19 protein-coding genes are annotated in these 19,700 nt (G+C 74.7%); 9 read left to right on the forward strand and 10 right to left on the reverse strand.

Translation table 11 applies throughout. The annotated features are described in order from the left end of the window. The first annotated feature begins 17 nt into the window (after positions 1-17). From glgC to EDJALFJO_RS25655, 6 genes are all read left to right on the forward strand, one after another. Positions 18-1,283 (forward strand): glucose-1-phosphate adenylyltransferase, encoded by a 1,266-nt coding sequence (glgC, locus tag EDJALFJO_RS25630; RefSeq protein ID WP_088289157.1) that lies wholly within the window; start codon positions 18-20, stop codon positions 1,281-1,283. Beyond that, complete coding sequence (locus EDJALFJO_RS25635; protein WP_088289158.1) at positions 1,283-2,083, forward strand: LLM class F420-dependent oxidoreductase; 801 nt, start codon at positions 1,283-1,285, stop codon at positions 2,081-2,083. The genes glgC and EDJALFJO_RS25635 overlap by 1 nt, the downstream gene beginning before the upstream one ends. A gap of 56 nt (positions 2,084-2,139) precedes the next feature. After that, positions 2,140-3,381, forward strand: a complete 1,242-nt coding sequence (serB, locus tag EDJALFJO_RS25640; protein ID WP_088289199.1) for a phosphoserine phosphatase SerB — start codon at positions 2,140-2,142, stop codon at positions 3,379-3,381. Continuing rightward, the gene (locus EDJALFJO_RS25645) at positions 3,374-3,928 is read left to right on the forward strand and encodes an NUDIX domain-containing protein (RefSeq protein WP_233150035.1); all 555 of its coding nucleotides are present in this window, start codon (positions 3,374-3,376) and stop codon (positions 3,926-3,928) included. The genes serB and EDJALFJO_RS25645 overlap by 8 nt, the downstream gene beginning before the upstream one ends. Before the next feature lie 234 nt (positions 3,929-4,162). Continuing rightward, positions 4,163-4,678 carry a pyridoxamine 5'-phosphate oxidase family protein gene (locus tag EDJALFJO_RS25650; RefSeq protein WP_088289160.1) on the forward strand — a complete coding sequence of 172 codons (516 nt, stop codon included), beginning with the start codon at positions 4,163-4,165 and terminating at the stop codon, positions 4,676-4,678. 167 nt (positions 4,679-4,845) lie between these two features. After that, positions 4,846-6,162: a glutamate-1-semialdehyde 2,1-aminomutase gene (locus tag EDJALFJO_RS25655; protein ID WP_088289161.1), complete on the forward strand. Its 1,317-nt coding sequence runs from the start codon at positions 4,846-4,848 to the stop codon at positions 6,160-6,162. Positions 6,163-6,181: 19 nt separating this feature from the next. Here EDJALFJO_RS25655 and EDJALFJO_RS25660 read toward each other — a convergent pair whose 3' ends face one another. Next, positions 6,182-6,937 carry a bifunctional 2-polyprenyl-6-hydroxyphenol methylase/3-demethylubiquinol 3-O-methyltransferase UbiG gene (locus EDJALFJO_RS25660; RefSeq protein ID WP_088289162.1) on the reverse strand — a complete coding sequence of 252 codons (756 nt, stop codon included), beginning with the start codon at positions 6,935-6,937 and terminating at the stop codon, positions 6,182-6,184. Between the two features lie 86 nt (positions 6,938-7,023). On the opposite strand from EDJALFJO_RS25660, the gene EDJALFJO_RS25665 reads away from it, so the two are divergent. Continuing rightward, complete coding sequence (locus EDJALFJO_RS25665; protein ID WP_088289163.1) at positions 7,024-7,677, forward strand: phosphatase PAP2 family protein; 654 nt, start codon at positions 7,024-7,026, stop codon at positions 7,675-7,677. On the opposite strand, the gene EDJALFJO_RS25670 is transcribed toward EDJALFJO_RS25665, so the two are convergent. Then, positions 7,644-8,981: a right-handed parallel beta-helix repeat-containing protein gene (locus tag EDJALFJO_RS25670; RefSeq protein WP_198950634.1), complete on the reverse strand. Its 1,338-nt coding sequence runs from the start codon at positions 8,979-8,981 to the stop codon at positions 7,644-7,646. The genes EDJALFJO_RS25665 and EDJALFJO_RS25670 overlap by 34 nt on opposite strands. Before the next feature lie 335 nt (positions 8,982-9,316). Between EDJALFJO_RS25670 and EDJALFJO_RS25675 the strand changes: the two genes are divergently transcribed. Then, the gene (locus EDJALFJO_RS25675; protein WP_198950635.1) at positions 9,317-10,642 is read left to right on the forward strand and encodes a hypothetical protein; all 1,326 of its coding nucleotides are present in this window, start codon (positions 9,317-9,319) and stop codon (positions 10,640-10,642) included. Between the two features lie 44 nt (positions 10,643-10,686). Next, positions 10,687-11,925: a glycosyltransferase gene (locus tag EDJALFJO_RS25680; RefSeq protein WP_143448786.1), complete on the forward strand. Its 1,239-nt coding sequence runs from the start codon at positions 10,687-10,689 to the stop codon at positions 11,923-11,925. On the opposite strand, the gene EDJALFJO_RS25685 is transcribed toward EDJALFJO_RS25680, so the two are convergent. The 8 genes from EDJALFJO_RS25685 to EDJALFJO_RS25720 are packed head-to-tail and all read right to left on the reverse strand — an operon-like array spanning position 11,858 to position 19,692. Next, entirely contained in the window at positions 11,858-13,165 is a 1,308-nt protein-coding gene (locus tag EDJALFJO_RS25685) for a polysaccharide pyruvyl transferase family protein (RefSeq protein ID WP_088289165.1), read from the reverse strand. The two genes, EDJALFJO_RS25680 and EDJALFJO_RS25685, sit on opposite strands and share 68 nt — an antisense overlap. Next, the gene (locus tag EDJALFJO_RS36150; RefSeq protein WP_088289166.1) at positions 13,162-14,169 is read right to left on the reverse strand and encodes a glycosyltransferase family 2 protein; all 1,008 of its coding nucleotides are present in this window, start codon (positions 14,167-14,169) and stop codon (positions 13,162-13,164) included. The genes EDJALFJO_RS25685 and EDJALFJO_RS36150 overlap by 4 nt, the downstream gene beginning before the upstream one ends. A gap of 2 nt (positions 14,170-14,171) precedes the next feature. Beyond that, complete coding sequence (gene rfbC / locus EDJALFJO_RS25695; RefSeq protein ID WP_088289167.1) at positions 14,172-14,747, reverse strand: dTDP-4-dehydrorhamnose 3,5-epimerase; 576 nt, start codon at positions 14,745-14,747, stop codon at positions 14,172-14,174. Next, complete coding sequence (locus EDJALFJO_RS25700) at positions 14,744-15,907, reverse strand: methyltransferase C-terminal domain-containing protein (protein WP_198950636.1); 1,164 nt, start codon at positions 15,905-15,907, stop codon at positions 14,744-14,746. The genes rfbC and EDJALFJO_RS25700 overlap by 4 nt, the downstream gene beginning before the upstream one ends. After that, the gene (locus tag EDJALFJO_RS25705; RefSeq protein WP_088289168.1) at positions 15,901-16,545 is read right to left on the reverse strand and encodes a PIG-L deacetylase family protein; all 645 of its coding nucleotides are present in this window, start codon (positions 16,543-16,545) and stop codon (positions 15,901-15,903) included. Before EDJALFJO_RS25705 ends, EDJALFJO_RS25700 begins: the two co-directional genes overlap by 7 nt. Next, entirely contained in the window at positions 16,545-17,402 is an 858-nt protein-coding gene (locus EDJALFJO_RS25710) for a glucose-1-phosphate cytidylyltransferase (protein WP_088289169.1), read from the reverse strand. Before EDJALFJO_RS25710 ends, EDJALFJO_RS25705 begins: the two co-directional genes overlap by 1 nt. A gap of 11 nt (positions 17,403-17,413) precedes the next feature. Beyond that, positions 17,414-18,643 carry a class I SAM-dependent methyltransferase gene (locus EDJALFJO_RS25715; RefSeq protein ID WP_088289170.1) on the reverse strand — a complete coding sequence of 410 codons (1,230 nt, stop codon included), beginning with the start codon at positions 18,641-18,643 and terminating at the stop codon, positions 17,414-17,416. Next, the gene (locus tag EDJALFJO_RS25720) at positions 18,640-19,692 is read right to left on the reverse strand and encodes an NAD(P)-dependent oxidoreductase (protein ID WP_088289203.1); all 1,053 of its coding nucleotides are present in this window, start codon (positions 19,690-19,692) and stop codon (positions 18,640-18,642) included. The genes EDJALFJO_RS25715 and EDJALFJO_RS25720 overlap by 4 nt, the downstream gene beginning before the upstream one ends. Positions 19,693-19,700: the final 8 nt, after the last annotated feature.

The following is a 19,700-nucleotide window of genomic DNA, read 5'->3' on the forward strand; positions in this document are numbered from 1 at the left end:
GCCATAGGGTCAGCGACATGGCGACTGGGAGTCGGGGTACCAAGAAGGCGGTCAGGGTCCTGGCGATCGTCCTCGCCGGCGGCGAGGGCAAGCGGCTCATGCCGCTCACGGCGGACCGGGCCAAACCCGCCGTGCCCTTCGGCGGGGTCTACCGGCTGGTCGACTTCGCCCTGAGCAACCTGGTCAACGCGCGGTACCTGCGCATCGTCGTCCTCACGCAGTACAAGTCGCACAGCCTGGACCGGCACATCTCCCAGGGCTGGCGGATGTCGACGCTCATGGGCAACTACATCGCCCCGGTCCCGGCCCAGCAGCGGGTGGGCAAGCGCTGGTACCTCGGCAGCGCCGACGCGATCTACCAGAGCCTCAACCTGCTGCGGGACGAGAAGCCGGACATCGTCGTCGTCGTCGGTGCCGACCACGTGTACCGGATGGACTTCGGGCAGATGGTCCAGGCCCACATCGAGAGCGGCGCGCCCTGCACCGTCGCGGCGATCCGGCAGCCGATCAGCCTCGCCGACCAGTTCGGCGTCATCAAGTCCCACCCGGAGAACCCGCGGATGATCGAGGCGTTCCTCGAGAAGCCGAAGAACCCCGAGGGCCTCGCGGACGCGCCCGACCAGGTGCTCGCCTCGATGGGCAACTACGTCTTCGACGCGGACGCCCTCGTCGAGGCCGTGACCCGGGACGCCGACCTGGAGACGTCCAAGCACGACATGGGCGGCGACATCGTCCCCGACTTCGTGTCGCGCGGCGAGGCCGCGGTCTACGACTTCATCGAGAACGACGTCCCGGGCTCCGACGAGCGCGACCGCGACTACTGGCGCGACGTCGGGACGCTCGACGCCTACTTCGAGGCCCAGATGGACCTCATCTCGGTGCACCCGGTCTTCAACCTCTACAACTACGAGTGGCCGATCTACACCCACCTCGGGGCCTGGCCGCCGGCGAAGTTCGTCCACGGCTGGCACGGCCGGATCGGGCACGCGGTCAACTCGATCGTCTCCCCCGGCTGCGTCGTCTCCGGCGCCCTCGTGGAGAACTCGGTGCTCTCGCCGAACGTCGGGGTGCACTCGTGGGCGACGGTGAGCGACAGCGTCCTCATGGACGACGTGGAGATCGGCCGGCACGCGGTCGTCCGGCGGGCGATCCTCGACAAGGGCGTCGTCGTCCCCGAGGGTGCCCGGATCGGGATGGACCCCGACGAGGACCTCGAGCGCGGCTTCACCGTCACCGAGTCCGGGATCACCGTCGTCGGCAAGGGTCAGAAGGTCCCCGTCTGATGGCACGTCCGGTCCGGGTCGGCGTGCAGCTGCAGCCGCAGCACGCCGACTACGCCGAGATCCGCCGCGCCGTCGCCGAGGCCGAGGAGGCCGGGGTCGACGTCGTCTTCAACTGGGACCACTTCTTCCCGCTGTACGGCGAGGCGGACGGCAAGCACTTCGAGTGCTGGACGATGCTCGGCGCGTGGGCGGAGGCGACGTCCCGGGTCGAGATCGGTGCGCTCGTCACCTCGGTCGGGTACCGCAACCCCGAGCTGCTCGCCGACATGGCCCGGACCGTCGACCACATCAGCGACGGCCGGCTGCTCCTCGGCATCGGGGCCGGCTGGTTCGAGCGTGACTACGCCGAGTACGGGTACCCGTTCGGCACCCCGGGCTCACGGCTGGGCGACCTCGAGGAGGCGCTGCCCCGGATCGAGCGCCGGTGGGAAGCCCTCAACCCGGCCCCGACCCGGAAGATCCCGGTGCTCGTCGGCGGCGGCGGCGAGAAGAAGACGCTGCGCTACACCGCCCGCCACGCCGACATCTGGCACGGCTTCGGCGACCCGGACACGCTCGCCCGCAAGCACACCGTCCTCGACGAGTGGTGCGTCACCGAGGGCCGTGACCCCGACGAGATCGAGCGCTCGGCGTCCGCGGCGGACAAGGGCCCCGACGAGATCGGCGAGGCGCTCCTGCGCGTCGGCACACGGCTGGTCACCCTCGGCCTCACCGGGCCGAGGTACGACCTCGGGCTGACCCGGGACTGGGTCGCGTGGCGCGACGACGTGAACCGGCAGCAGGCCGCGGCCGGGGTCTGACCGACCGTCCGGCACACCGCCGATAGCCTTCCGGGGTGACCGCCGCACCGACCGACCTGCCCGTCCCCGCGCTCCCGGCGCAGCCCGCGCACGACGCCCGCACCGTCCTCGTGACGGTCACCGGGCCCGACCGGCCCGGTGTGACGTGGGAGGTCTTCGAGGCCGTCGCGGTGCCCGGGATCGAGGTGCTGGACGTCGAGCAGGTCGTCGTCCGGGGCAACCTCACCCTCGCGGTGCTGCTCACCGCCGGTCCGGACGAGGGCGCCGTGATGGCCGCGGTGCACGCCGCGGGCGCGCGGCTCGGGATGACCGTCTCGTGCGTCGCCGGCAGCGGCGACAACGCGCCCCGCAAGGCCGGACGGCTGCACGTGACCGTCCTCGGGGCCCCGCTGCTGCCGAGCGCGGTCGCCTCCATCGCGGGCCGGCTCGCCGGGCGCGGCGCGAACATCGACCGGATCCGGCGTCTGTCCCGCTGGCCGGTGACGACCCTCGAGTTCGACGTCTCGGGCGACGACGTCCTCGTGCTGCGCCGCGAGCTCGCCGCGGAGGCGGTCTCGCACCGGGTCGACATCGCCGTCTCCCCCGCGGGCCTGGCCCGCCGCGGGCGCCGCCTCGTCGTCATGGACGTCGACTCGACGCTCATCCAGGACGAGGTCATCGAGCTGCTCGCCGAGCACGCCGGCCGCGGGGCCGAGGTCGCGGCCGTCACCGAGCGGGCCATGCGCGGCGAGCTGGACTTCGCGGCGAGCCTGCACGAGCGGGTCGCCTGCCTCGCCGGGCTCCCGGAGTCCGTGCTCGCCGAGGTGCGGGCCGCCGTCCGGCTCACGCCCGGCGCCCGGACGCTGTGCCGGACGTTGCGCCGCCTCGGCTTCACCCTCGCCGTGGTGTCCGGCGGCTTCATCGAGGTCGTCGGCCCGCTCGCCGAGGAGCTCGGCATCCAGCACGCCCGCGCGAACCGCCTCGAGGTCGTCGACGGGGTCCTCACCGGCCGCGTCGTCGGCGAGGTCGTCGACCGGGCCGGCAAGGCCGCGGCGCTGCGTGCGTTCGCCGAGGCAGAGGGCCTGCCGCTCGAGCGGACCGTCGCGATCGGGGACGGCGCCAACGACCTCGACATGCTCGCCGCCGCCGGCCTCGGCGTCGCCTTCAACGCCAAGCCCGTCGTGCGCGCCCAGGCCGACACCGCAGTCAACGTCCCGTACCTTGACGCCGTGCTCTACCTGCTCGGGATCCCGCGGGCGGACGTCGAGGACGCGGACGACGCCGACGGGACGACGGCCGGCGACCCCGGTGGTGCGTGAGCCGGTCACCGACGCGGTCTGGGCCGCGCGGCTGCCGGACGTCTTCGCACCGCGTGACGTCGGGTACGCGGCGGCCCGGGTCGTGGCGACCACCTCGCAGGTCCGCGAGAGTCTCGTCTCGCGGCTGCACCTCGTGGCGGTGACCGCCGCGGGCGGGGTGCTCGTCTGCCGCACCGACGAGGGCGGGATGTTCCTCCCCGGCGGCACGAAAGAACCGGGCGAGACGCTCGACGCCCTCGCCCACCGGGAGCTCGCCGAGGAGGCCGGGGCACAGCTGCGGTCCCCGCTGCGTCGCTTCGCCGGGTACGAGGCGACGAGCAGCCTCCCGCAGCCGTACCGGCCGCACCAGCCGCACCCGGTCGCCCACTGGGTCTACGCCGTGGCGAAGGCGCGGGTCGTCGGCCCGCCGACCTGCCCGCCGGACGCCGAGCAGGTGGTGGAGGTCCTCGCCCTCGACCCGGCCGAGGCCGTCAGCCGGCTCGCGGGCCCGGACCCGCTGCACGCGGGCATGCTGCGGCTCGCGCTGGCGATGGGGCTGGTCGGCTGACGGCGCCCGCGCCGGCAGGGCTGCCGGCGACCGGCGACCGGCGACTGGCGACAACCTCTGGCGGGGTACGCACTGCACCGGGGGTGCGTCCTCTGGTGTCGAACGCACGTCACGCCGTCCTGTGGCGGGTTCTCCACGCCAAAACGTGATCTTGCGGTGCTCTTCGCACCAGAGGACGGGCCCCCTCGCGGCCAGGGGCGCACCTGTCGGAGGTCACGCCTACGCTTGCCGGACATGACGGACATCACACCTGCTCCGAGCAGCGACCGGCCCGTGTTCCCGGAGGGCTACGGCATCCCGGACACGACCGACGGGCTGCTCCCCTGGTCGGACGTCGAGGCGCGGCTCGTCGCCGCGACGGCCTACTGGCTGGCCACGACCCGGCCCGACGGCCGCCCGCACGTCGTCCCCCGCTGGGGCGTCTGGCTCGACGGGCGGTTCTGGTACGACGGCGCACCGACGACCCGGCACGCGGTGAACCTCACGACGAACCCGGCCTGCGCGCTGCACCTCGAGAGCGGCACGGAGACGGTCATCGTCGAGGGTGAGTCGCAGCCCGCCCGGGCCGCCGCGGACGGTCTCGGCGCACGGCTGTCCGCGGCGTTCGTGAAGTACAAGGACCAGGGCTACTCCCCGGGGCCGGACTCCTGGGCCGGCGAGGACGGCGGCGGCCTGCGGGTGCTCACACCGCACCGTGCCCTCGCGTGGTTCAGCTTCCCCGGCGACGCGACGCGCTTCCGGTTCCGCTGACCGGCGAACGGGACCTCCGGCCCGGGCGACCGCTCCCGAGGGCGCCGGGACCGCTGCGGCCCGGTGAATTTCTCGTCGAGGCCCGCCCCGGCGACGACGCCTGCGTGATGGACTGAAGGGCACGGGCGGGGGCGCGGAAGGGCGGTCCGGTGAACGCTGGCGACGCAGTGGGACGACGGATCTTCAGCGAGTCGGTGCGGCTCGGCAAGCAGCTCGACGAGCTGGTGCCGGGCGGCGCGCACACGTACGCCAAGGGGGCGGACCAGTACCCGCAGGGCATGGCCCCGGTCGTCGACCACGGGCTCGGCGCCCACGTCTGGGACGTGGACGGCAACCGGTACGTGGAGTACGGCAGCGGTCTGCGGTCGGTGGCGCTCGGCCACGCCCACCCGCGGGTCGTCGGGGCGGCCGCCGCGGCGATGGCCCGCGGCACGAACTTCTGCCGCCCGAGCGCGCTCGAGGCGCAGGCGGCCGAGACGCTGCTGTCCCTGGTGCCGGGCGCCGACATGGTCAAGTTCGCGAAGAACGGCTCGGACGCGACGACGGGCGCGCTGCGCCTCGCGCGCGCCGCAACGGGCCGGGACCTCGTGGCGGTCTGCCGCGACCACCCGTTCTTCTCCGTCGACGATTGGTTCATCGGGACGACACCGATGCACGCGGGGATCCCGGAGTCCGTCCGGGCGCAGACCCTGATGTTCCGCTACGGCGACCTCGACGACGTCCGTCGCCTCCTCGAGGCGCACCGCGGGCAGGTCGCCGCGCTGTTCCTCGAAGGGGTCACGCAGACCGAGCCGCCGGCCGGCTGGGCGCAGGGGCTGCGGTCGCTGTGCGACGAGCACGGCACGCTTCTCGTCGTCGACGAGATGATCAACGGCTTCCGGCTGGCGCTCGGCGGCGCCCAGGAGCTCTACCCCTACCAGCCGGACCTCTCGGCGTTCGGCAAGGCGATGGGCAACGGCTTCGCGGTGTCGGCCCTCGCCGGCCGGCGCGAGCACATGCGGCTCGGGGGCGCGGTGGACGACGCCGACCGGGTGTTCCTGCTCTCCACCACCCACGGCGCCGAGACCCACGGGCTCGCCGCGTTCCTCGCGGTCGTCGACGTGTACCGCGAGGAGGACGTCGTCCGCCGGCTGCACGCCACGGGTGAGCTCCTGCGGTCCCGCGTCACCGACGCGCTCCGGGCGGCCGGTGTCGCCGAGCACGTGCGCCTGCTCGGCCTGCCCCCGAACCTCGTGCACGCCACGCTCGACGCCGACGGCGAACGGTCCCAGGCCTTCCGGACGCTGTTCCTCCAGGAGCTCCTCGACCGCGGCGTCGTCGCGCCCTCGTTCGTCGTGAGCGCCGCGCTCACCGAGGACGACGTCGCCGCGACCGCGGACGCCGTCCACGAGGCCGGGCTGGTGTACCGCCGGGCGCTCGACGAGGGCGTGGCCCGTCACCTGCGCGGCCGGCCGGTCCGGCCGGCGATCCGCGCGCGGGGCTGATCGGCGCCCGGCCGGCGTGTCAGCCGGCCGGTGCGGCGTCCGCGACCCCGTAGACCGACACGTGCGACGTGCTCGCGGCGTCGAACGGCCGGCCCGCCCAGTCGGCCGTGCGCGCGACCTTCCGCAGGCCCGCAGCGATCGCGAGGGCGTCGAGCTCCGACGGCCAGACGTAGCGCAACCGGTTGGGCCGCAACGAGACGCCGCTCGCGTCGAGGACGACGTCCTGGGTGCGGATCACCTGGGCCACCGGGTCGTGGGTGCCCAGCTTGAGCACCGCCGAGGTGTCGTCGAGCGCACCGACGGACACGTGGCGGCCGCCCGACCAGCGGGTGGGGTCGGGCACGAAGGCCTCGACGACGAGCAGACCGTCGTCGGTGAGGTGCCGCCGGGCGCCGCGCAGGCACGCGAGCTGGGCGGCCTGGTCCGGGAGCAGGAACAGGGTGCTGAAGGCGACGAGGACGACGTCGAAGCGCCGGCCCAGCGCGAGGTCGGTGAAGTCGGCGAGCACGACCTCGACCGCGTCGGCGCCGGGACGCCCGCGCAGCCGGTCGACCATCTCCGGCGACGCGTCGACACCCGTGACCGTGAAGCCCGCCGCGGCGAGCGGCACGGCGAGACGACCGGTGCCCACCCCGAGCTCGAGGAGCCGCCGGCCCGGGAGCAGCCCGGACAGCATCGCGACCACGGCCGAGACGTCCTCGCGGTTCTCGAAGAGCCGGTCGTAGTCGTGCGCCCAGAGCCGGCCGTACTCGCCCGCGTCGTTCGGCGCCGTCATGTCGTCCTCCCGCCGGGCACGTCCGCACCCGTCGGTCACGACGCTAGCGCGGGCCCGCCCGGCGCCGGCGACGGTTAGCCTGGAGCGTGACCCCCGACCCGTCGCCGCGCCGTCCCGGCGTGCTGGTGGCCGCGCTGTCGTGGGCCGGGTACGCCGCGCTGGCGGTGCTCGCGACGGTGGCCCCCCGCAACGGGTTCGACGTCGCCGTCCGGGACCTCGCCCGGCCCGGGGACGACTGGGGTCCGGTGCAGCAGCGCTGGGACGTGCTGCAGAACGCCCTCCAGCCGGTCGTCGTGCTGGCCGTCCTCGTCGTCGCGACGCTCTGGGCCGTCGTCCGCCGGCGCAGCCTGCGGCCGGCGCTCACGACGGCGACGGCCGCGGTGGCCGGGGTCGCGGTCGTCAGCGTCTCCAAGGTGCTCGTGGCCCGTCCGGACGCCTTCTCCTCCCCCGGCGTGCAGAGCAGCAGCTTCCCGTCCGGCCACACCTTCACGGCGGTGGCGTTCCTCGGCCTCGCCCTCCTCGCGGTCCGGCCGCGGCCGCCGGCGTGGGCCTGGGGGGTCGTCCTGGTGCTGGGGGCGGGGATGGGCATCTCGCTGCTGGTGCAGGGGGTGCACTGGGCGACGGACGTGCTGGCCTCGATCGTGCTCGGTGTGGCGTGCCTGGCCACCGTCGTCGCGACCGGGGCGGCGGGCGGGGACGCCGCGGCTCAGCCGAAGGTGCTCCCGGCGTCCTGGCGGTAGGGCGCCGCACGCCACTGGTCCGCCGTCAGGTCGCGGGACGCGTCGAACGCCGTGAAGTGCCAGGGACCGGTGTAGCGATTGCCGCGCCAGACGTTGTGCTGCTCGAACGTCACGGCCGACTGCACGACGTCCCCCTTGTAGGGCGAGTTCTCCGGCCAGGTCCCGAAGTTCGAGAAGACGGCGTTGCGCCCGCACAGGGAGGTGGTGCAGCCGACCGCCTCCCGGGAGAAGACGAAGTCGTTGTCGCGGACGTCGACGTTCTGCGTCTTGATGCGTTCCCCGAACACGCGCCGGAACCACGGGCAGGTCGCGGTGACGTCGCCGTCCTCGTCCGCGGGGCGGCAGAACCGGTCGGCGTTCTCCCAGAGGACGACGCCGTCCCAGTTGTCGCGCAGGTAGTTCCCGACGATCTCCGAGCGGGCGAACCGGTCGCCGGCGCGGGCGTCGCCGCCGCCCTCGGACACGTAGACCGCGCCCACCGGGAACGAGTCCCCGGCCTTCTGGAACTGCCGCCCCTTGACGATCGCGTTGCGCAGCATGACGTTGTCGGCGACCCGGAAGTTGAAGCTCACCTCGTAGAAGACAGCCTCGTTGTCGTTGCCCTCGATCCAGTTGCCCTCGATCCGCACGTCCCTGTTGTTCGTGTCGGCCCACAGCCCGGCACCGCGGTTGTCGTGGACGTAGTTCGCGGTGATCACCGCGTTCTCGGTGGCCCAGAGCTTGCCGCCGCCGGTGCAGCCGCAGCCGTCGCGCAGGCGCTCCCAGTCGTCGGTGTTGTTGCCGGAGATCTCGTTGTGGTCCAGGACGACGTCGCGGACGGCCGTGTCCCCCTGCGCCGCGAAGGCGCTGAACCCGTACTGGCCGTTCTCCGACAGGCAGTTCCACGACGTCCGGCTGCCGCTGCCGAGCATGAGGGCGGCGCCGTCGTTGTCGGTGAGCGTGGAGTTCCGGACGGTCCAGCCCGCCCCGCGGTCGTGGTTGACGACGCCCTCGTCGTTGTTCGACCGGCCGGTCCCGAAGCCCCGGATCGTCAGGTGCTCGACCGTGACGTCGCGCGCCGTCTGCGTGAACGCGTAGAGGTTCTTCCGCTGCCCGTCGAGCACGGCACCGGGGGCGCCGACGAACGTGGCGCCGTTCCCGGGGATGATCTGTGCGAAGGCGTCGCCGCCGAGGGTGTGGACGCCGGGCGCGAACCAGAACGTCACGCCCGGGCGGGAGAACGTGCCGTCGGCGACGAGCGCGCCGTTGTCCCCTGCCGGGACGGCCGTCGCGCCGGCCGGGGCCGTCGCCGGACCGTCGAGCACACCGGCGTTCCCGCAGACCCGGGCCGGGGGCTCCGTCGGGCGTGCGCTCCCCGGTCGCGCGGGCACCCCGGGACCGGTCGTGCTTGCGGCACCGGGCCGCGTGGTGGTGACACTCCCCCGGGAGGTCGTCGACGGCGCCGCGGCCGCTGCCGGGGAGGACGCATCGTCACGGACCGCTGAGCGCCAGGCGACGACGCCCCCTGCGAGGACCACCACGAGGGCCGCGACGAGCAACGCACCGGACCGGCCGGACAGGCGTCGACGTGGCGCACTCGTCACTGAAATCCCCCGCGTTCCGAAGCGGATCCAGGGGATCCACTGGGAGAATTCACTATATGTCCGGGCCTGTGGCACCGACGCCGGGACGAACCTCCCTCGCGGGGCTCGTCGCGACGGTGCGCGGCAGCGTCGGCCGGCTCGGGTGGGGGCTCGCGGACCAGGCCGTCTCGAGCCTGACGAACTTCGCGGTGACGCTGGCCGTCGCGCGCACCCTGACCCCGGTCGAGTTCGGTGCCTTCAGCCTCGCCTACGTCACGTACGCCTTCGCCCTCAACGCCTCCCGCGGGCTGGCCACCGACCCGCTCATGGTCCGCTTCAACCACGCGGACGGCGACGCCCGCCGGGCGGCGGTCGCCGGCAGCACCGCGACCGCCCTGACGGTCGGTCTCGTCCTCGCCGTCGTCCTGGGCGTCGTCGGGGTGCTGCTCCCGGGGCCGGCCGGCCGGTCGTTCCTCGCGCTGGCCGTCGTGCTGCCCGGCCTGCTGCTCCAGGACAGCTGGCGCTACGTCTTCTTCTCCGGGTCGACCGGCGGCCGGGCGCTCGTCAACGACCTCGTGTGGGCCGCGGCGCTCGTCCCGGGCGTCGCCGTGCTGCTCGCCACCGGGGCCCGGAGCGCCTCCTGGTTCGTCCTGGCGTGGGGCGCGGCGGCCGCCCTCGCCGCGGTGGTGGGCGTGCTCCAGGCCGGTGTGCTGCCGGCCCCGCGGGCCGTCGGGGGGTGGCTGCGGACGCAGCGCGACCTGGGGCTGCGCTACCTGGCGGAGGGGACGGCGTCCGCGGGCGCCACCCAGCTGCGCAGCTCGGCGGTCGGCGTCGTCCTCGGGCTCTCGGCGGTCGGCTACGTCCAGGCGGCCGCCACCCTGATGGGCCCGGTCACGCTCGTCATGGTGGGTCTCAACCTCGTGGTGGTCCCCGAGATCGCCCGCGTGATCCGCCGGGCGCCGCGCCGGGTGCCGCTGGCCTGCCTGCTGTTCGGCCTGCTCCTGGCCGCGGCGACACTGGCCTGGGGCGCCGTCCTGCTGCTCGTGCTCCCGCACGGGCCCGGCGAGGCGGTGCTCGGCGACATCTGGGCCGGCACGTCGCCCGTGCTGCCGCTCGCCGTGCTGGCCTCGGTCGGCGGCAGCCTGCAGTCCGGGGCCGGCGCGGGCCTGCGCGCGCTCGGCGCGGCCCGGCGGAGCCTGCGCGCGATGCTCGTCGGCATGAGCGCCTACGTCGCCCTCACCGTGGGCGGTGCCGTGGCGTTCGGGCTCACCGGCACGATGGCGGGCGCCGCCACGGCCGCGTGGATCGGCGCGGCGCTGTGGTGGCGTGAGCTTCGCGCCGCGGCGCGGGAGCACGCCCTCGACGAGACGGCTGCCGGGGCGCCCGCCCCGGCAGCACCCTGAACGGTCGCGTCCGCGGCGCGGACGCAGTGAGGACGGTGGTCGACGTGGACCTCACCGGGACGTCGCCGGCCGACGAGCGGGGTCGGTACCGCCCCGCAGAGCGTGCGGACGGCGCGGACGCCGTCCTGCCGCGGGTGCCGCTCGTGGTCGCCACGACCCTGCGCCCTGAGGGGATCACCGGCGTCCACACCCACTTCACCCAGCTCCTCGCGCACCTCGCGGGGACGTCGCCCGGGGCGACGCTGCTCACGCCGTTCTCCTGGGGCGGGCCGCTGCGGGTGCCGGTCTTCGGCCTGCGGTTCGCCGTCGACCGGGTCTCCCCCGCCGCGGGGGTCGCCTGGTACCGGGCCGGCCACGAGGCGTTCCTGCGCCGGGCGCTGCGCCGCTTCCTGCGCTCCCACGGCGACTGCGTCGTGTACGCGCAGTGCCCGCTGTCGGCCCGCGCGGCCCTGCGCGAGCGGCTCGGCCCGCACCAGCGCGTCGTCCTCGCCGTCCACTTCCGCGTCTCGCAGGCCGACGAGTGGGCCGACAAGGGCCTCGTCCCGCGCGACGGGCGGGTCTTCCGCGGCATCCGCGACCTCGAGCGGGCCGTGCTGCCCCGGGTCGACGGGCTCGTCTACGTCTCGCGCTGGGCCCGGGAGGCGGTCCTCGACTGGCTGCCCGAGGCCGCCGCGGTGCCGTCGGCCGTCGTGGACAACTTCGTCACCCCGCACGAGCCGGCGACCCCGCCGGGCCCGCTCGGCGACCTCGTGACCGTGGGCAACCTCGAGACCGTGAAGAACCACCGCTACCTGCTCGAGGTGCTCGCGGCGGCGGGCGCCCGCGGCCGGCGGGTCACGCTCGACGTCTACGGCGAGGGCCCCGAACGGGCGGACCTCGAGCGCCGGGCGCGGCAGCTCGGTGTGGCGGACCTGGTGCGCTGGAACGGGTTCCGGCGCGACGTGCGGGACAGGCTGCCGGGGTACCGGCTGTACGTCCACGCCTCGTACTCCGAGTCGTCGTCCCTGGCGATCATGGAGGCGATGGCGGCGGGGCTGCCCGTGGTGGCCGGCGACACGGGTCCGCTGACGGAGCTCTTCGACGACGGCGTCGAGGGCCGCCTCTGGCCGCTCGACGACGCCGCGGCCGCGGCCGACGTCCTGCTCGGCCTCCTCGACGACGGGCCCGCCCGGGAGCGTGCGGCACAGGCCGCGCGGGACCGGTTCGCCCGCGACTTCACGGCCGCGGCGGTGGCACCGCGACTGCTCGACTTCGTCCTCGGGGTGCCGGCGCGCGGCCGCTGACCGGCCGCCCCCCGGGCGGCCCGCCGCCCGGCGGGGCGACGAGGGCCGACAGCTCCTCGAGCTGGTCGGCGACACCTCGGGCCGCGACGGCCCGGCGCGTCCGCAGGGCCGCGACGACGGCCTCGCGCTCGGCCTGCAGCCGGTCGAACTGCTCGACGAGCAGGTCGACGTCGAACGTCGCGACCGGCTGGTCGAACCCCGGGCGCATGAGGTCGGTCATGAGGTCGGCGCTCTTGCGGGCGTACCAGACCGCGATCGTCGGCCGGCCCAGCGCGAGCCCGCAGACGACGTTGTGGAAGCGCGTCGCGACGACCGTGCCGGCCGCGGCGACGACGGCCGTCAGCGCGTCGTAGTCCGCGACCGCCACCGCGCGGACCCGGTCCGCGGGGAGGCCGGGCCGTGCTTCGTGGACCGACTCGGCGACCCGCTCGGCGACCGGGACGTCGCAGGCGTCGCCCACGACGAGCCGGACGTCGTACCCGTGGTCGACGAGGTGGAGCACGAACCGGACCACCTTCGCGGCGTACGCGTCGAGCACCCGGTCGGCCGTCGCCCGGTCGTCGTCGTTGCCGCCGCGGTACTCCATGACCCCCACGCACACCAGCCGCGGGTCACCGGCACCGACGTCGCCGACCGGCCGGCCGAGGACGAGGTCCGGGTGGACCACGTCGTGCGACACATCGATCCCGCGACGCCGCATGGCCTCCCGCGATCCCTCGTCACGGTAGGAGCGGTAGGTCGCCCGGCGGGCGAGGACGTCGAGGAGCCTGCGGGTGAGCGGCCGGGCCACGTCGTCGGCGCCGACCCCGACGAGCGCGAGCGGGGTGCGCAGCAGCCCGCAGCAGACCCCGAGCAGGGCGAACGCGTACGGCGCCTCCCAGGCGCGCATCGGCAGGCTCGCCTCGAGCACGCCCATGCCGGGCACGAGGACGACGTCGTGGCGGCGCACCCAGCGCCCGGTCCGCCAGGCGTCGGCGACCTTCCCCGGGCCGAGCGCGAGCAGCCGGAGCGGCCTCGGCAGCCGCCGGGACGGCACCCACGACGACACCGTCGCCTCCAGGCCGTAGCGGGCGCGGACCCGTTCCGGCGCAGGGGTCATGACGTCGACGACGGCCCCGGGGTGCCGGGCGCGCAGGTGCGCGAGGACGACGTCGAAGGAGGCGTCGTTCCCCAGGTTGCCGGTCCCGAGCAGACCGTAGACGCCGACCCGGACCGCGGCCCCCGGTCCGCCGGCCGTCACGGTGCGGCCGGCCCGCGGCCGGCGACGAGCGCGTCGACCGGGATCCGCGGCAGGTCCTGCTGCGACGGCCCGGGCCGGGCCGCCGCCCGGCGCCGGGTCCCGTCCACGGCCCGGGTCGCGCGGCTCGCGAGCCAGCCGGCGAGGACGGCCCGGCAGCGGCGGCGGTCCCGGACCGACAGCGGGGCGCGGCCGATGGCCCGGACGTACCCGAGGACGTACTCGCCGTAGAGCCGGGCCACCGGGTGCCGGAGCGGGTCCGCGCGGCGCGGGTCGAGGTTCGCGCAGCGCGACCGGACGGTCGGGTTCGCGTGCTCGGCGCGCTCCGGGTGGTCCCGGCGGAAGTACAGCCAGTCCGGGTGCTGGTGGAACGGCCCCTGCAGCGCGAGGTCCACCGACCACACCTTGTCCGCGTAGTAGTAGCTGTCGTGCGGGGCCACCCGGCGCATGACGGCGGTCCGGACGACGCCGTAGCAGTCGTCGGCGCGGATCACACCGTGGTCCGCGACCGGGTCACCGTCGTCCCCCGCGTTGCCGTAGAGCATGCTGCGCAGCCGGACGGCCGGGTCCGGCGAGTCGGTCCGCAGCGGGTAGTCGAGGGCCTGGGTGACCCGGCCGTTGCCGTCGACCGCCGCGGTCCAGGAGTGGGCCATGACGACCTCGGGGTGCGCGTCGAGGGCGTCGACGCACACGCGCAGGAGGTCGCGGGCGTAGAGGTCGTCGCCGGACGCCCACTTGAAGAGGTCGCCGCGGGCCAGCCCGACGACGTGGTTGTGGTTCGGGGCCGCGCCGATGTTCTGCGGCTGGCGCACGTAGCGGACCCGGCGGTCCTGGTCGGCGAAGTCGTGGCAGATCCCGGCGGTGCCGTCGGTGGAGGCGTTGTCGGACACGACGAGCTCGAAGTCGCCGAAGGTCTGGCCCAGCAACGCCTCCAGCGACTGGGCGAGGTAGTGCTCGCCGTTGTAGACGGGCAGCCCGACGGTGAGCCGGGGGGCGGGAGCGGTCATGGTCAGTCCTTCGCGCCGGGGTGGGGGAACCAGTCGCCGAGACGGCTCTCGACGTCCCGGAAGGCGGGCGCCGCGCGGTCGCGCGGCGAGAGGTCGGTGACGGGCAGCGGCCAGACGACGCCGAGGTCCGGGTCGTCGTAGCGGATCGCCGTCTCGCAGCCCGGCGCGTGGACCCGGTCGATCCGGTAGCAGACGTCGGCCACGTCGCTGAGGACCTGGAAGCCGTGCGCCAGCCCGGGGGGCAGCCAGACCGAGCGGTGGTCGGCGTCGTCCAGCCGCAGGCTCATCCAGCGCCGGTAGGTGGGCGACCACGGCCGCAGGTCTACGGCGACGTCGAGCACCGCTCCGGACGCGCAGCGGACGAGCTTGCCCTCGCCGCCGTCGGTCCGCACGTGCAGCCCGCGCAGGACCCCGTGCCGCGACCGGCTCTGGCTGTCCTGCACGAGGCTCGCCGGGTCGACGCCGTGCTCCGCCGCGACGGCGGCGTCGAACGTCCGGGTGAAGAAGCCACGCTCGTCGTGGACGGGGGCCGGCTCGAAGACGACGCTGCCGGCGAGCGGGCCCGGGGCGGCCTTCATCGCGCCACCTCCGGGGTCCGCTCGTGGACCGACGGGATCGGCAGCACGTACCGGGCCCCCCAGCCGCCGTCGGCCTCCAGGGCGCCGACGACCTCGTCGGCGATGTCCCACGTGAGCACGAGGACGACGTCCGGTCGCGCCGCGACGAGGTCGGCGACCGGCCGGACCGGGACCCGGACCCCGGCGATGCTCCGCCCGTGCTTGAGCGGCGAGGCGTCCACCGTGAACCCGAGCAGGTCCGGCCCGACGCCGGCGAGCCCGAGGAGCACCGCCGCCTTGGACGGCGCCCCGTAGCCGAGCACCCGGCGCCCCGCGGCGCGCTCGGCGACGAGCAGGTCGTGCAGGGCGGCCGCCGAAGCCCTGGCCCGCTGCCCCAGCCGCTCGAGGCCGGAACCGTCGTGCAGGCCGGCGGCGCGCTCGCGTCCGAGCACCTCCTCGACCGTACCGTCGGGCCGGTGCGCGGCCCCCTCGCGGGCGAGGACGACCCGCAGGCTGCCGCCGAAGACGGGCTCGGTGACGGCCCGCACGACCCGCAGGCCGTGCCGCCCGGCGAGCCGGTCGAGGGCGGTGAGCGAGAGGTACGACCAGTGCCCGTGCCGGACGGTGTCGAACTGGGACTGCTCGACGAGCGGCAGCAGGTGGTGGTGCTCGACGACGAGCAGCCCCTCCGGGGCGAGGGCCGCCGCGAGCCGTGCCAGCGCCCCGGCGACGTCCTGCTCGTGGGCGAGCGCGTGGACGTCGACGACGAGCTCCGCGGGTCGGCCTGCCGGCGCCGGGAGGCAGCCGTGGCCGGCGAGCGCGCCGAGCCAGGAGCCGCCGTGGTGGCTGCAGAACTCGCGGACGGTGCCGCCGGCGAGACCGGGGTGGTCGGCGAGGACGTCGGCGACCACCCGGCGGGCGTGCTCGCGGCTCGTCGAGGACTCCACGGCCCGGACCGCCTCCTCCGGCGGCGGGTCCACCGGCCCGAGCTGGACGAGCGCGCAGTCCGGGCAGGCCCACAGCTCGAGCGGCGTCCTGGCGTCCGGCCCGGGGGCGTCCGGCAGCGGGAACGCGTCGCTCGCGGGCTGCGGCCCGAGGTCGGCGACCCGCCGGGGCCGGGCGCCGCCGCATCCGCGGCAGCGCGGGGCGTCGGCCCCGACGGGTCTGATCGTGGTCACCACGACAGCACCGCCTTGGAGAGGTGGAACGCCTCGGCGTACCGCGCCCGGCACTCCATCCCGCGGATCCTGGCCAGGCCGAGGAACATCTCCTCGTCCCACCAGTCGCGCCCGGACTGGGAGGGGTAGGCCTTGTCCAGCAGGCGCACCTTCTCGTGGGCGGTGTCCTCGTCGAGCGGCACGTAGACGTTGGGGCGCCCCAGGTCGCCGTCCCACTTGGGGATCTCGTACGACAGCAGGAGGTGGTCCCGCCAGAGCGTCGGGGCGATCTCGGCGACGGTCCGGTGGTCCTGGTGGGCGTCGTCCGGACGCGGCGCGAGCACGACGTCGACGTCGACGTCGACGTCCGCGGCCACGGCCACGAGGAGGTCCTTCACCGCGTCCCAGGCCGCGGGCAGCCGCCCGTCGGGCAGGTCGGACGTGCGCACGTCGACCCGGCAGCCGGCGAGGAACAGCCCGGCCGCCGTCCGGGCCTCGGCCTGCCGCTGCGCCGTCCCGGTGAGGACGACGACGGTGACCGGCAGCCCGGGGAAGCGCCGGGCCAGCCGCAGGAGGGTCCCGCCGCACCCGATCTCGACGTCGTCCGGGTGCGCCCCGAGCGCGAGGACGCCGCGCGGCCGGTCCGTCGTCAGCGGCCACATCAGCGGGTCACCGTGAGCATCTCGCCGTGCATGGTCTCCAGCGGCAGCGCGACCGCCGTCCGGTCGGGGACGGGAGAACCGTTGTCGCACCACAGCTTCCACGGAGCGTGGCCGCTGCGGTCGAGGTCCTCGAGGAGGCTGCGCTCCTTGAGGGTGTCCATCGGCGCCCAGAAGCCGGTGTACCGGACGGCGGAGAGCCGGCGGCGTTCGGCGAGCCGGACGAAGGCGTCCCCGACGAGGTCCTCGCCCTCCCCCAGGACGTCGAAGACGCCCTGCCGCAGCACGAAGTAGCCGCCGTTGAGCCACAGGGGCAGGTCGGCGGCCGAGCTGATCCGGTCGACCCGGCCGTCGTCCCCCACCCCGACGGTGTGGAACGACGCCTGCGGCGGGACGGCGAGCAGGCTCGCCGTCGCGTCGGAGTCGAGGAAGTCGTCGACGATGCGGTCCATCGGCGCGTCGGTGAGGACGTCGCCGTAGTTCGCGAGGAAGACCTCGTCGCCGTCGAGCAGGTGCCGCACGCGCCGCAGCCGCTCGCCGATGCTCGTGTCGATCCCGGTCTCGATGAACGAGATCCGCCACTCGGAGATGTCCGAGCGCAGCAGCTCGATCTCGCGGCCGCCGCGGGCGAGCACGAAGTCGTTCGAGTGCGTCTCGTCGTAGTTCATGAAGTACTGCTTGACGGACGCGCCGCCGTAGCCGAGGCACAGGATGAACTCGGTGTGCCCGAAGTGGGCGTAGTACCGCATGATGTGCCACAGCACGGGACGGTCACCGATCGCCATCATCGGTTTGGGGGCGCTGTCGATCGACGAGCGCATCCGCAGGCCCAGGCCTCCGCAGAACAGCACGACCTTCATGGCGTTCCTCCTCAGAAGATCTCGGCCGCAGGGATCGGGACGACCAGCCGGCCGCCCCACTCGCGCACGTACTCCAGCTGCGGTGCGATCTCCTGCCGCAGGTTCCACGGCAGCACGAGGACCAGGTCCGGCCTCGTCTCGCGCAGGCGTTCCGGGGCGTGCACGGGGATGTGCGTCCCCGGCAGGAACAGCCCCTGCTTGTACGGGCTCCGGTCGACGGTGTAGGTCAGCAGGTCGCTGCGGATGCCGCAGTGGTTGAGCAGGGTGTTGCCCTTGCCCGGAGCGCCGTAGCCGGCGACCGTGAGCCCCTGCCGGGACGCGTCGACGAGCAGCGTCAGCAGCTCGCGCTTGACGTCGAGCACCGCCGCCGCGAACCCTTCGTGGCCCTCGACGGTGTGCAGCCCGGCGGCCTCCTCGTCGGCCAGCACCTTCCGGACGGCGGCCGAGGGCTCCGGTGCGGCGGCGGACGGGCGCGCCATGACGCGCAGCGAGCCGCCGTGCGTCGTGAGCTCCTCGACGTCCACGACGACCAGGTCCGCCGTCGCGAGGGCGGCGGCCGCCGTCCGCAGGGTGAAGTACGAGTAGTGCTCGTGGTAGATCGTGTCGTACTGCCGGCCCTCGATGAGCCGCAGCAGGTGCGGGAACTCCAGCGACACCAGGCCGGTGTCCGCGACGATGGCCCGCAGGCCGCGCGCGAAGTCGAGCAGCTCCGGGGTGTGGGCGAAGACGTTGTTGCCGACGACGAGGTCCGCGCGCCCGTGCTCCTGCGCGATCTTCGTCCCGGTGACCTCGCCGAGGAAGGTGACCTCGGTCGGGATGCCCCGCTCCCGGGCGACCTGAGCGATGTTCGCGGCCGGTTCGACGCCGAGCGCCGGGATGCCGCGCGCGACGACGTGCTGGAGCAGGTAGCCGTCGTTGCTCGCGACCTCGACGACGAGGCTGTCCGGTCCCAGGCCCAGGCGGGCGGTCATGTCCTCGACGAAGCGCCCCGCGTGCGCGACCCAGCTGTCCGAGAACGACGAGAAGTACGCGTAGTCCGAGAAGACCTCGACGTTGTCGACGTAGGCGGGCAGCTGCACGAGCAGGCACTCGCCGCAGATCCGCACGTGCAACGGGTAGAAGGTCTCCGGGCGGTCGAGCTGGTCCTCGCGCAGGTAGCTCTCGCAGGGCGGGGACGAGCCGAGGTCGACGAAGGTGCGGGTCAGCGTGGCGCCGCAGAGCCGGCAGACGGGCGCGCTCACCGCGCCACCTCCGGCGCCGCGACGGCGGGCTGCAGGCGCAGCAGGTCGTCGACGAACCCGGCGTCGAGCAGCTCCTGGATCCGGCGCAGCCGCACGAACCGCGAGGAGCCGAACTCCTGCTCGGTCATCCCGTGCCGCGCGTACGCGGCGGCCAGCTCGCGGGCGCCGTCGGCGACGGTCATCCGCAGCCCCAGGTCCGGGAACGTCTCGCGCAGCTTGGCGAAGTCCACCCGGTAGTCGCGCCGGTCCGGGCCGGCCCCGGGCGCGAGGGTGACCCGCGAGCCAGGGACGGTCTGCGCGACGATCTCGGCGACCCGGCCGATCTGCAGGTTGTCCTCGTCGCGACCGACGTTGAAGGCCTCGTCGTGCACCGTCTCCCGGGGGGCGGCGAGCACCGCGAGCACCGTGCGGGCGATGTCGCCGACGTGCACGAGCGGGCGCCACGGCGTCCCGTCGCTCTCGAGCCGGACCAGCCCGGTGGTCATCGCGACGCCGACGAGGTTGTTCACGACGATGTCGAGCCGCAGCCGCGGGGACGCGCCGTACGCCGTGGCGTTGCGCAGGTACGTCGGCGAGAACCCGTCGCCGACGAGCGCCGAGATCTCCTTCTCCGCCAGCGCCTTGGTCTCGCCGTACGGGGTCACCGGATGCATCGGGGCCAGCTCGTCGACCGCCTCCGAGCCGGCCGCACCGTAGAGGCTGCACGACGACGCGAAGACGAAGCGCTGCACGCCCGCGTCCCGGGCCGCGCGGGCGAGGTTCACGGTGCCGTCGAGGTTGATCGAGAACGTCGCCGCCGGGTTGAGGTGCCCGAGCGGGTCGTTGGACAGCGCGGCGAGGCAGACGACGGCGTCGAACCCGCTGAGGTCGGCCGCGGTCACGTCCCGGATGTCGGTGCGCACCCCGGAGAACGGCTCCGGGCCGCCCTCGAGGTCGCAGCCCTCGTACAGCCCCGTGTCGAGGCCGACGACGTCGTGCCCCGCGGCGCGGAGCATCGGCACCGTCACGGCCCCGATGTACCCCCGGTCGCCTGCGACACAGATCCGCATGGTGGTCT

The organism is Kineosporia sp. A_224 (assembly GCF_002198655.1).
Lineage (GTDB): Bacteria > Actinomycetota > Actinomycetes > Actinomycetales > Kineosporiaceae > R-H-3.

Bases quoted from the DNA above. Each gene is read 5' to 3' on its own strand.
- glgC (WP_088289157.1), top strand. From the start codon at position 18: ATGGCGACTGGGAGTCGGGGTACCAAGAAGGCGGTCAGGGTCCTGGCG.
- EDJALFJO_RS25635 (WP_088289158.1), top strand. From the start codon at position 1,283: ATGGCACGTCCGGTCCGGGTCGGCGTGCAGCTGCAGCCGCAGCACGCC.
- EDJALFJO_RS25650 (WP_088289160.1), top strand. From the start codon at position 4,163: ATGACGGACATCACACCTGCTCCGAGCAGCGACCGGCCCGTGTTCCCG.
- EDJALFJO_RS25660 (WP_088289162.1), bottom strand. From the start codon at position 6,937: ATGACGGCGCCGAACGACGCGGGCGAGTACGGCCGGCTCTGGGCGCAC.
- EDJALFJO_RS25675 (WP_198950635.1), top strand. From the start codon at position 9,317: ATGTCCGGGCCTGTGGCACCGACGCCGGGACGAACCTCCCTCGCGGGG.
- EDJALFJO_RS36150 (WP_088289166.1), bottom strand. From the start codon at position 14,169: ATGACCGCTCCCGCCCCCCGGCTCACCGTCGGGCTGCCCGTCTACAAC.
- rfbC (WP_088289167.1), bottom strand. From the start codon at position 14,747: ATGAAGGCCGCCCCGGGCCCGCTCGCCGGCAGCGTCGTCTTCGAGCCG.
- EDJALFJO_RS25705 (WP_088289168.1), bottom strand. From the start codon at position 16,545: ATGTGGCCGCTGACGACGGACCGGCCGCGCGGCGTCCTCGCGCTCGGG.
- EDJALFJO_RS25710 (WP_088289169.1), bottom strand. From the start codon at position 17,402: ATGAAGGTCGTGCTGTTCTGCGGAGGCCTGGGCCTGCGGATGCGCTCG.
- EDJALFJO_RS25720 (WP_088289203.1), bottom strand. From the start codon at position 19,692: ATGCGGATCTGTGTCGCAGGCGACCGGGGGTACATCGGGGCCGTGACG.